General features: G+C 31.1%; 12 protein-coding genes and 2 tRNA genes. 4 read left to right on the forward strand and 10 right to left on the reverse strand.

Annotated elements, in window-relative coordinates; genetic code table 11:
* Positions 1-51: 51 nt before the first annotated feature.
* The 3 genes from ABHQ57_RS14190 (at position 52) to rpsT (ending at position 589) form a co-directional block, all read left to right on the forward strand.
* Positions 52-123: transfer RNA gene (locus tag ABHQ57_RS14190), tRNA-Glu, on the forward strand.
* 108 nt (positions 124-231) lie between these two features.
* A tRNA-Glu gene (locus ABHQ57_RS14195) sits at positions 232-303 on the forward strand.
* 34 nt (positions 304-337) lie between these two features.
* On the forward strand, positions 338-589 hold the full coding sequence (gene rpsT, locus ABHQ57_RS14200) for a 30S ribosomal protein S20 (protein ID WP_028891217.1): 252 nt from the start codon (positions 338-340) through the stop codon (positions 587-589).
* Positions 590-1,197: 608 nt separating this feature from the next.
* Here rpsT and rodA read toward each other — a convergent pair.
* The 10 genes from rodA to ABHQ57_RS14250 form a co-directional block, all read right to left on the reverse strand.
* Positions 1,198-2,475, reverse strand: coding sequence for a rod shape-determining protein RodA (gene rodA, locus ABHQ57_RS14205; protein ID WP_047790399.1), 1,278 nt, complete (start codon positions 2,473-2,475; stop codon positions 1,198-1,200).
* Positions 2,456-4,342, reverse strand: coding sequence for a penicillin-binding protein 2 (gene mrdA / locus ABHQ57_RS14210; protein ID WP_073184324.1), 1,887 nt, complete (start codon positions 4,340-4,342; stop codon positions 2,456-2,458). Before mrdA ends, rodA begins: the two co-directional genes overlap by 20 nt.
* Positions 4,339-4,845, reverse strand: coding sequence for a rod shape-determining protein MreD (gene mreD / locus ABHQ57_RS14215; RefSeq protein WP_047790401.1), 507 nt, complete (start codon positions 4,843-4,845; stop codon positions 4,339-4,341). Before mreD ends, mrdA begins: the two co-directional genes overlap by 4 nt.
* On the reverse strand, positions 4,838-5,665 hold the full coding sequence (gene mreC, locus ABHQ57_RS14220; protein ID WP_073184325.1) for a rod shape-determining protein MreC: 828 nt from the start codon (positions 5,663-5,665) through the stop codon (positions 4,838-4,840). Before mreC ends, mreD begins: the two co-directional genes overlap by 8 nt.
* A 16-nt stretch (positions 5,666-5,681) precedes the next feature.
* A complete protein-coding gene (locus ABHQ57_RS14225; protein WP_047790403.1) occupies positions 5,682-6,710 on the reverse strand; it encodes a rod shape-determining protein in 1,029 nt (342 codons plus the stop codon).
* Positions 6,711-6,792: 82 nt separating this feature from the next.
* Positions 6,793-8,319 (reverse strand): bifunctional phosphoribosylaminoimidazolecarboxamide formyltransferase/IMP cyclohydrolase, encoded by a 1,527-nt coding sequence (gene purH, locus ABHQ57_RS14230; RefSeq protein WP_167712376.1) that lies wholly within the window; start codon positions 8,317-8,319, stop codon positions 6,793-6,795.
* A gap of 136 nt (positions 8,320-8,455) precedes the next feature.
* Positions 8,456-8,581, reverse strand: coding sequence for a hypothetical protein (locus ABHQ57_RS14235; protein ID WP_255724779.1), 126 nt, complete (start codon positions 8,579-8,581; stop codon positions 8,456-8,458).
* An 82-nt stretch (positions 8,582-8,663) separates the two neighbouring features.
* Positions 8,664-9,116, reverse strand: a complete 453-nt coding sequence (locus ABHQ57_RS14240) for a GAF domain-containing protein (protein WP_047790405.1) — start codon at positions 9,114-9,116, stop codon at positions 8,664-8,666.
* Between the two features lie 245 nt (positions 9,117-9,361).
* Entirely contained in the window at positions 9,362-10,726 is a 1,365-nt protein-coding gene (locus ABHQ57_RS14245) for a DUF5458 family protein (RefSeq protein WP_167712375.1), read from the reverse strand.
* A 23-nt stretch (positions 10,727-10,749) separates the two neighbouring features.
* Positions 10,750-11,205, reverse strand: coding sequence for a hypothetical protein (locus tag ABHQ57_RS14250; RefSeq protein WP_047790407.1), 456 nt, complete (start codon positions 11,203-11,205; stop codon positions 10,750-10,752).
* Positions 11,206-11,285: 80 nt separating this feature from the next.
* Here ABHQ57_RS14250 and ABHQ57_RS14255 point away from each other — a divergent pair, with 80 nt between their 5' ends.
* The gene (locus ABHQ57_RS14255; protein WP_047790408.1) at positions 11,286-11,720 is read left to right on the forward strand and encodes a GPW/gp25 family protein; all 435 of its coding nucleotides are present in this window, start codon (positions 11,286-11,288) and stop codon (positions 11,718-11,720) included.
* Positions 11,721-11,726: the final 6 nt, after the last annotated feature.

Raw genomic sequence — 11,726 nt, forward strand, 5'->3', positions numbered from 1 at the left:
AATAAAAAACAGTTTTTATATTTGCACCCGCAATCGCAAAAAGATTGTTTTGGTCCGTTCGTCTAGGGGTTAGGACGCCAGGTTTTCATCCTGGTAACACGGGTTCGATTCCCGTACGGACTACAAGTTCTTTTTATTTGTTTTTTTTGAAATAAATAAAATAAAAATAAATTTAGTTGCAGATAACAAAAATAATTGTATATTTGCACCCGCAATCAGAACGATTGTTTTGGTCCGTTCGTCTAGGGGTTAGGACGCCAGGTTTTCATCCTGGTAACACGGGTTCGATTCCCGTACGGACTACAAGTTTTTTATAAACAATTAACGTATTAATAGAATGGCAAATCATAAGTCAGCATTAAAGAGAATTAGAAGTAACGAAGCAAAGCGCTTAAGAAATAAGTATCAGCATAAAACAACTCGTAATGCTGTTAGAAAATTAAGAGCTACTGAAGATAAGAAGGAAGCAGAAGGAATGTTTTCGACTGTTGTGTCTATGTTAGATAAGTTAGCAAAGAACAACATTATTCATAAGAATAAAGCAGCAAATTTAAAGTCTAAACTGGCTAAGCATGTTGCCGCTTTATAAGAGTTTTAAGGTTAGTTAATAGTTAAACGCTTCGATATTTTTATCGAAGCGTTTTTATTTTATATTAAATACAAAGAGCCATTTAGTAGCACTCACAATTATTGTGTTTATACAAAGATTGTTATTAATTTATAAAGGAAGAATTTTGTTTTTTTACCTCTCTACATTATGTTTTTAACGCTTTTATTTTAGTGTTAAAAGATTTAGTCCTAGCATTAGGTAATCCTATTTATAAAATTATAATTAATAATTATCGTATTTGCTATGGAGTAGTAATCCTTGATGTGGTAAACAAGTGCTTTTAAAAAAGTAACTAATTCTATTTTTCTATGAGTTCCCTATACTACAAAATCCTAATTCCGATGCACGATTTATTAAGATGATCTCTTCTATCTATCGTTAGTCCCTAATATGTAAATAAACACGCTTACACGAAAAGTGAAAGTTTGAATTATGACTTCTTTATTGGAACCGTTTGAAATAAAAATAATGTTATAAATCCAAGTCCACAACAACTTTTGAGATCCATTATTTGACTTTTATTCTTTAAGTAAGTAAAAAGACTACAATTTCTCTTTTTAATGTTTAAAAAGATGGTTTTAATTTATTTACCAATCATATTTTTTATGAGCATCTAAACGAATGAAAATGAATAGCAGTAAGGTGAATCCCCATAAAGATGATCCTCCATAACTAAAAAAGGGTAGTGGTATTCCTACAGTAGGTAGTAGCCCTATTACCATACCAATATTAACAATAATATGAAAAAAGAAAATAGAAGCTACACTATAGCCATATATTCTTGCAAATTTATTAGTTTGTGTTTCTGATAAGTAGATTATCCTATAGAGCAAAAACATAAATAAAACTATGACAAGAGAACTCCCTAAAAAGCCCCATTCTTCACCAACGGTACTATATATATAATCTGTGTGTTGTTCAGGAACAAAGTTGCCTTGAGTTCTATCTCCCTGCAAAAAGCCTTTTCCAGAAAAACCACCAGAACTAATTGTTTTTTCAGATTGATAAGAGTTATAGCCAATACCTTTGTTGTCTTGTATCTTTCCTAATAAAATATCAAACCTGTCTTTTTGATGTTGACCTAATATATTATTATAAGTATAACTAATTCCCAAAATAAAAAAAATAGAAAAAAGGTAAGAACCAATTATTTTTATAACATTGAAGCGAAAAAATCGCTTATTTCTATAGATTCCATAAAAAACAACAAGTGTTATTACAAGTAAACATGAAATAAGAACCCACTTTGCTCCAAAATATATAGTTAGTAAGAATAGAATTATAGAAATTGTTCCGAATAATATATATGCTAACGTAAGCCCTTCTCTGTTTAAAACAAAAAAGAAAGCGAAATATATTAGTACGGATCCCATGTCGGGTTGTAATGCGATGAAAAAAGCTGGTAAAAAGATAATTATAAAAGCTTTGGCCTGATTTTTTATTAGTTTAAGATTGTATTGACGATCACTCATTAGCTTAGCCAATGCTAGTGCGGTAAAAGCTTTTGCAAATTCAGAAGGTTGCAATCCTATACCTCCAAAATTATACCAAGAAGTAGCCCCATTAATTTTTTTACCAAATACAAGTACTCCAGCTAATAAAACCAGAGAAAAAATGTACATAACACTGGAAAATTGTTCGTAAAACTTTGAATTAAAAAAAAGGATGAAGATGATAACTGGCAAACTAAGTCCTATAAAAATTAATTGTTTGCCATATTTTGTAGAAAAGTCAAAAATTTCTCTCGATTCTTCTGTAGAAGATGCAGCATAGATATTAACCCATCCAAAACCAACTAATAGTATATAGAGAAAAACAAGTAGCCAGTCGACTCCAGCAAAAATATTATTTCGTTCCTGTCGCAATAGTATCGCTTTTTTGAATTAATAATTGATTGTCATATCTTTCTTGAAGACTTAGGTTAATCATACGGTTTTCAAGATGTTTTCTTGATATAGATTTGTTTAAGTATTTTTCAATTAGTAAGCTGGTAATAGGGGCCGCAATTGTAGATCCATATCCTCCGTTTTCTACAAAAATAGCTATGGCTATTTTGGGGTTTTCTTTTGGAGCAAAGGCTATAAAAATAGAGTGATCTGTTAACTGAACTTTTTTCTTATTTACTCTAATAAAGTTTTCAACCGTTCCTGTTTTCCCACAAATATCTATTCCCTTAACTTGACTATATCTAGCTGTACCTCTGGTAAATGTTTCATACATTGCCTCAATAGCAATAGGGAAATGTTCAGGGGAAACTGTTGTTTTTCTAGGAGTTGTATATATTGAATCAAGATTAGGTTTATCTTCAATTTTCTTAACAATATGAGGGGTGTAAAAATAGCCCTTGTTAGCAATAGCTGCAGTCATGTTTGCTAACTGAATAGGTGTGGTTTCTACCTCACCTTGTCCAATGGCATTTGAAATTGTTGTAGTAGCTCCCCATCTAAAATCATAACTTCTGTCGTAAAATCTTCCATTTGGTATTCTTCCTTTTTGACCAGAAGGAAGATCGTAACCTAAATAGTTACCTAACCCAAAGCTTTTTGCATGTTCACTCCAAGCATTAGTTCCTATTGTTGGGTTTTCATAGTTATCTATAATTTTCCTATAGGTGTTAGCAAAATAAGTATTACAAGATTTAGCAATAGCTGTTTTTAGACGTACAGGTCGTCCAACAATTCTACAGTGGCATCCCATAAAAGCATTTGGTCGTTTACCGTAGCGATATCCGTGATTACAATAAAAGCCTGAGTTTTCATCAATCACACCTTCTTGTAAGCCAATTAAACCGGTTAGGATTTTGAAAGGCGAACCAGGAGCATACATTGCTTGCAGCCCTCTATCAAAAGTTGGCATGTTTATACTGTCGTTAAAAAGTTTTACAGAGTTAGGAGAGCGTTGCCTTCCAACCAATAAATTCGGGTCATATGAAGGAGCGGTTACTAATGCTAAAATCTCGCCTGTTTGAGGTTCTATTGCAACAATACCTCCTCTTTTTCCAGACATTAATAATTCTCCATATTGTTGTAACTCACTATCAATAGTTAATGTCAAATCTTTACCAGCTACAGCAAGTGTGTCATATTTTCCATCTTTATAAGAACCAGTAATTTTATTTAGGTTATTTCTTTTAAAGTATTTTCTCCCTTTAATACCTCTTAATTCTTTCTCATATTGTTTTTCAACACCAAGCTTACCAATTAATTCTCCTTGTTCGTAGTAATCACTATTCTTAGCTACATATTCGTTTACCTCGCTAATAAATCCGAGTACATTGGCTGCAGATTTTATAGGATAGTTTCGGATAATACGTTTTTGTATATAGAATCCTTTATACTTAGGTAGTTTCTCTTGTAAAAAAGCATAGTCTTCTTTGGCTAGTTGTTTTAGAAATACCGAAGGAAGCCATCGCGCATAGTTTTCAGCTTTTTTAAAACGTTTTATAAAATCTTCCTTGTCGATTTTTAAAAGAGAGCAGAATTCTAAAGTGTCTAAAGGTTCTACTTCTTTGGGAGTAATCATTACATCGTAAGATAATTGATTAGCGACTAACAATTTTCCATTACGATCATAAATATAACCACGTTCAGGATAATCGTATTCAATTTTTATGGTAGCACTATTGGTTAGGCTTTGTTCACCTCCGTGTACTACTTGTAATTGAAATAGTCGACAGATATAAACAATTCCAATAAGAGTAATTAAAAATATAAGTAAGAAACTTCTTTTCATGTGAGTTTTTTCCTAAATATAAAACTTCCTAAAAAATACAACAGTAACGTAAAAACACTAGAAAAAAGTGTATTGATAAGCACATTTGAAATGTTATAAAAGCTAAAGTTAGTTAAACTAAATAAAATGAAGTGGTGAACTAATGTTAAAATTGCTGTATAATTAAATACTTTATCAAAAGATTCATGTCTTAGGTTAAAGAGCAGATAATCTGATGATGTTTTTTTGAAAACAGCCTTAAAAACAAATAGACGGATATAAGCCATAAATACAGTAGAAAAAGCATGAATTCCGCCAGAGTTAGAAAAAGCATCTACACATAAACCTAATAAAAAAGCTACTAATAAAAGAGAAAACCTGTTTTCTTTAATAGGGAATAAAAAAATAAAAACAATATAAATGTAAGGGTTTACATAGCCTAAAAATAAAATATTATTTAGAATCAACACTTGTAGTAACAAGAGGAAAACGAATAAAAATATTAAGTATACTGTTTTATTCATTGTTATTTTCTACAGTTTTTATTTCTTTTTTATTTAGGTTGGTTATTATATAAACATGACTTAAGTTAGACATATCGTTAAAGAGTTTAATGTTTATACTATTAACCGCAGATAATTCTTCAGGTACTTTTACGACTGTTCCAATAGGTATCCCGTTTGGAAAAATGGTAGATCTTCCTCCAGTAACTACAGTATCACCTTTTTTAAAAGCTGCCTGACGTGGAATGTCGGTTAGTTGTACAATATTGTAATCCTTACCGTCCCATGTTAATGTACCGTAATGATTGTTATTTTTAAACTTAGCGTTGATATTGCTTTTTGAATTTAAAATAGATTGTACTCTAGCAAATTTATTAGAAACATTGTCAGTAATACCAATAACCCCTTTGCTATTTATTACTCCCATTTCTTGAAAAACATTATAATTTTTACCTCTGTTAATTGTTAAAAAGTTGTCAGCTTTGTGAAAAGAGTTCTTAATTATTTTTCCAGAAATGTAGTTGAAATTTTGATAGAGATTTATTGTATCTATTATCTGATTAGCAGAAACACTATCAAGATAAGTGTTAATTTTTTCTAATTTATTTTTTAACGCTAAGTTTTCTTCAACAAGTACAGAGTTTGTTTCTTTTAAGTTAAGATACTCCGATATGTTAGATGATTTTTGATATAGCCCACCTGTAATGAAATTAGTAGAGCTAATAAATTTACTTTTATGAAAAGAATGGTTGTTAATGATTAATGCAACAGCTATAACTTCTAGGAATAGAAAAAATAAGAAATACTTATACTTCTGTAAGAAATAAATAAGCTGTTGCATAAATAATCATTCAAATTTATTTGATTAATACAGTTTTGTATTTTTCTAAATTTTTAAGTGCAATACCTGTTCCTCGAACTACAGCACGTAACGGGTCTTCAGCAACATATACTGGTAAATCTGTTTTTCTAGATAAACGCTTATCTAAACCTCTAAGCATTGATCCACCCCCAGCTAAATAAATACCTGTATTGTAAATATCAGCAGCTAATTCAGGAGGTGTTTTAGATAGTGTTTCCATTACGGCATCTTCAATACGTAAAATTGATTTATCTAGAGCTTTTGCAATTTCACGATAAGAAACTTGTATTTGTTTAGGCTTTCCACTTAATAAATCACGTCCTTGAACCATCATGTCTTCAGGAGGTGTGTCTAAATCTTCTGTAGCTGAACCTATTTGTAGTTTTATTTTTTCGGCAGTAGTTTCCCCAACATATAAATTGTGTTGCGTACGCATGTAATACATAATATCGCTGGTAAATAAATCTCCAGCAACTTTTACTGATTGATCACAGACAATACCAGCTAGTGCTATAACAGCAATTTCAGTTGTACCACCACCTATATCAATAATCATGTTTCCTTTAGGCTCCATTATATCAACACCAACACCAATAGCTGCTGCCATTGGTTCGTAAATCAAATAGATTTCCTTAGCATTCATGTGACGACCAGAATCAATAACTGCTCGTTTTTCAACTTCAGTAATTCCAGAAGGAATACAGATTACCATTCGTAATGATGGTGGAAATAATCTCTTTTTTATAGCAGGAATTTGTTTTACAAATTCCTTGATCATTTCTTCAGAAGCTTGAAAATCAGCAATTACACCGTCTTTTAAGGGGCGTATAGTTTTGATGTTTTCATGGGTTTTTCCTTGCATTCTACTGGCTTCGTGACCTGTAGCGATAATTTTACCAGTGAGCCTATTTCTAGCAACAATAGAGGGGTTGTCAATAACTACCTTACCATTGTGGATTATAAGTGTATTTGCAGTACCTAAATCTACTGCAATATCTTCTGTCATGAAATCGAAAAAACCCATAAAGATTTCGTTATTTATATTTAATTTTAATGTATTCTCACAAATCTAATAAAAATCTGTGGGTATTTTACACTCAATATAATTAATGTTTAAAATGTCTAGTTCCAGTAAAAACCATTGCTACATTATTATCATTACAATAATCAATACTTAATTGGTCTTTAATAGATCCCCCTGGTTGAATTACACTTTTTATACCTGCTTTATCTGCTATTTCTACACAGTCAGGAAAAGGGAAAAAAGCATCACTAGCCATAACAGCTCCGTTTAAGTCAAAGTTAAAACTATTAGCTTTTTCAATAGCTTGTCTCAAAGCATCAACTCTACTTGTTTGACCTGTTCCCCCAGCTAATAATTGCTTGTCCTTTACTAAAATAATAGTATTAGACTTAGTGTTTTTACATAGTTTAGATGCAAATAACAAATCCTCTAACTCATTTTCTGATGGTTTATTGTTAGTAGGGTAAGTTAAATCATCTAATTTGTCTGTAATATAATCTTTATCTTGAACTAATACTCCGTTTAAAGCAGTTCTAACTGTTTGTTTAGGTAATTCAATTTCTTTTTGAATCAATATTACTCGATTCTTTTTACCTTTTAAAATTTCTAAAGCATCAGCATCATAAGCAGGAGCAATAACTACTTCACAGAATAATTTGTGAATTTCTTCGGCAGTGGCTTTATCAATTTTCGTGTTAGAAATTAAAATCCCTCCAAACGCAGAAACAGGGTCACCAGCTAAAGCGTCTATATAAGCTTGATGAATTGTTTTACGTTGAGCAAAACCACATGCATTGTTATGTTTTAAAATAGCAAATGTTGGATCTTCACCTTTAAACTCTTCTATTAAATTAACAGCAGCATCAACATCTAATAAGTTATTATAGCTTAATTCTTTTCCATGTAGCTTATCAAACATAGCATCTAAATCGCCAAAGAAAAAACCTTTTTGATGAGGGTTTTCTCCATAACGTAATACTTTAGATGTAGTTTCACTAGCTTTATATACAACTTCATCTTCATTGAAATAATTGAAAATGGCAGTGTCATAATGAGAGGAGATATTAAAAGCCTTAGCAGCAAACTTTTTTCTATCGTTTAACGAAGTTTCTCCGTTGCTTTCTGAAATAATAGTTAAGAAATGTTCATATTGTTCCATTGAAGAAATAATAACAGTGTCTTTAAAGTTTTTTGCAGCTGCACGGATTAACGAAATCCCACCGATATCAATTTTTTCAATAATATCTTGCTCTGAAGCTCCAGAAGCAACTGTTTTTTCAAAAGGGTATAAATCTACAATTACTAAATCTAACTGAGGAATGTTATATTCTTCCATCTCAGTAATATCGCCTTCGTGATCTTGTCTGTTTAAGATGCCGCCAAAAACTTTAGGGTGTAACGTTTTTACTCTTCCTCCTAAGATAGAAGGATATGAAGTAACATCTTCTACAGGTACTACATTAACACCTAAGTCTTTGATGAATTTTTCAGTACCTCCCGTAGAGTATATAGTAACACCTAGATTATTAAGTTTTTTAACAATAGGCTCTAATCCGTCTTTGTGAAAAACAGAAATTAACGCTGATTTAATAGTTTTTATATTGTTCATTATTGTTGTGTTGTTAAGCTTGCAAAGCTAGTAAAAGAGTAGTCGACACACAATATTTTTTTAGCTTTTAAGATTGAAAACACCACCAAAAATATTCTTTGGTGGTGTTTTAATACAACAAAACTATAAATATAAATTACTCTGCTGTTTCTAAGAAGTTTCGAAACCAGATTGTGAATTTTTCTATTAAAGATTGTTGAGATTTTGAACGAGCATTAGCACTGCCTAATGCTGCATAAGAAGGATGTTCTCTATTGCTCATATTTAAGGGGATTAATGGGGTTGTTTAAAATCACATCAAATAAAGTAAAAAAAAACTTAATAATCAAGTGATTATAAAATAATTATACAAAATTAGCTATTTTTTTGCAAATATATTCCAATAAATCTTCGTCGTTTTTAGTAAAAGGGTTAACAGTATGAGAGTCAATATCTATTTGACCGATGTTTTCGCCGTTTACAAAGATGGGAATTACAATTTCAGATTTTACTTTCCAACCACATGAAATATAATTGTCTTGTTCACTAACATCTTGTACAACAAAGTTTTTATTGCTAACTGCTACTTGTCCACAAATACCTTTTCCAAAAGGGATGATTGTGTGTTCTGTAGGTTCACCGTTAAATTGAGCTAGTTTTAACTCGTTTTTATCACCATTTTTAAAGTAAAAACCAACCCAGTCATAGTAAGAGATTTCTGAAGCTAAATAATCGCAGATTTGTTGTAGTTTTTCTTCTTTAGAAGAATTATTACTAACTATTAAGTCTATATTGTTTTTTAGTTCTTGTATGTTCATGAAAATATTTTTTATCTTATTCGTAAAGAGTGCTTAAAGCTTACAAAAATAGTTGTAAGGATTGTGATAAAAAACTGAATTTTATTTTTTATAGCTTAGACAAGAGGTTTTAAGTGTTTTTTTTGTGAAAGACGATACAATTTCAAAAAGAATGAGTTTAAAGTTATGTGATAGCTAAAATATTTTCAATAAAAAAAGCAAAAGTTAAAAACCTTTGCTTTTTTATTTTTCTCTGTAGTATAAAATTACTGTTGAACGTATTCACTATGCCAAACAGCATCTTCAGGACCATCTCCTTTGTGTCCATCTAGTTGGATAACAAAGCTTTTAGCAGGAAAATAAGGAGTGATATGAATATCTAATAAAACACGGTCTTTTTGATTTTGATCTTGTTCTATTTTTATAACCTTAAAACGCTCAATTAGCTTAGTAGGTCCTTGAATATCGTCTAAGAATTTAACTATTTGGCGACGTAAATCAGCCTCAGTTCTAGAGCTCCAGTTTTCAAAAGCTCTTCTATTTAAAAAGTCAAATAAAACCTTTGTTATGTGATCGAATACTCTTACAACAGAGTAGGTTTGTAAACCTAAGTTGTCTCCGTTAAATAAAGTCTTGGCTGAAAAAGCCATTACTTTACTATATTCGTTAACCATAGGAACAAGTCCCATTTTTTCAATTTCTGAAATTTCACTCTTTTTAAGATCGAATCGTACACTTTCTACCTCATTAATACCTCCAAATTTTTTACCTGCTACTACTTGAGACATTAATGTGTGATATATTTTACCAGCCAAAGCAGAAGATGGCGGAACGTATAGGTTGTCTTCTTCACCCACGGCATCTTCTTTTTTTCTTCCTAGTAGCCAGTTACAAGTCATTAAAGTGTTTGATTTGTGAATTTCGCCACCAGAGTGATTTGCATTTGAGAACATGTCAACAATGTCGTCAGGTGTTTCAAGATCTTGGAAGTCTGTTAATAAAACAGCTTTGTTGTCATGTGCTATTTTAGACCATTTGTCTAAGACTACGTTAGATCCTAAATAACCAGGAACTACTAATATAGAGTAGTTGTCTTTTAAATCTAATCTATCAAAGTTTTGTTTAAACTCATTTGATACATAGTCTATAAAAAGAGGATTTTCTAAATCTTTTAATTGACTTAAATCGGCATTTAAGATGGTGATGTTTTTTACTTTGTCTTTTTCGGTGTTTTTGTAGAATAAAGCTACTGATCTATAAGAGGTTTCTAGTTCTTTTGTTTTTTCTAAGGTTTTCTTAAGATTGTAATTTAAAACACTTTCTATGTTGGTAGATTTTTCTTTTGCAGTATCACACATTGATTCGATACTGTCACTACTTTTAAGAATTTCTAACCAAACAGAAAGTCTGTTTTTTAAGTTTTTTCTTTCTCCTTTCCACTGCTCGTCGTTTAAAAATAGACTTTTTCTAGCTTTTCTTTTTGGGTTCAAGTTAGAGTAACCATCAACGATGTTTTCGATAAAAGAGAAACCACCGTACTCTTTTATGCCATCAATAGCGTTAGCTACTTCTTGACTAGGGGATTGTTGTTTAACTACTTCCGATTGCTGCGTTTTTACTTTTGTAGACATAGCTAATTATGTTTTTTTTGGTTTTATTGTTCGGCTTGCTCGATTTCTTTAATTGACTCTTCTAAAATTTTGATAAAGGTATCTTTTGTTTCAGGGTTACTAAGTGCTTTCATTAGCGCTCTGTTAGAAGATAGTTGTCTTGAAATTCTTAGATACTGGTCTTTTTCTATATCTAGCTTATTTAAAAAAGAGCTATTTGCCTTAATGTTCTCAACATTAAAATCACCTAAATTGTTGAAATTTAAAGATTCTTTAACGTCGGCGCCATTTTCATCGGTGTGTTCAAGATTCACTGAAGGTGAAAACTTCTCGAATACAGCTTCGATTGTGTCTAAACCATAGATAGCTTCGGGGGTTGCAGGAGCTTCGTCGGTAAGTTTTTGGATTAATAAAGTTTTGTTGGAAGAAATGTTTGCGATTGATTCATTAGCATCAACTTTAACTTCATTGCCTCCAATTCCGTAATTGTACATTGCCATAATAATTTTTTTTATTCTGCTACGAATCTATTAAATATTTGATAAAAAAAATTATTTTTACAGAAAAAAATTAAGGAAAAATGAATTATTTGAAGATCCCCCTAGACTTTTCCAGTATAACAAAAAGAAATAAAGAAAATAATAGATTGGGGTGTACACTTGAAGAATCCATAGCTCAACACCTCATGATAATTGCTACTTCAAAACAAGGTGAGGTTTTTGGAAGACCGAATTATGGTTCCGATATTTGGGATTTAGAATTTAACCAATTGGTTAAAATTAATAAATGGGAAGAAAAAGTTAAAGATTCTTTATATTATGCCTTTGTTGAGTATGAGCCAAGACTCAAGGATATTAGAGTTAGTGTAAGGTTATCTGAAATAGATGATGATGCTGAGACTACGGATGTTCATGTAAGAAGAAAAGCAGAAATTAAAGTATTTGGTACAATTATAGAAACCGATGCGCCATTTAATTTTGCTACACTTTTTTACATTAGTCCTTTATCACAATAAAAAAAA

Origin of the sequence: Tenacibaculum sp. ZH5_bin.1 (assembly GCF_042865525.1) — a bacterium.
Taxonomy (GTDB): Bacteria; Bacteroidota; Bacteroidia; order Flavobacteriales; family Flavobacteriaceae; genus Polaribacter; species Polaribacter mesophilus.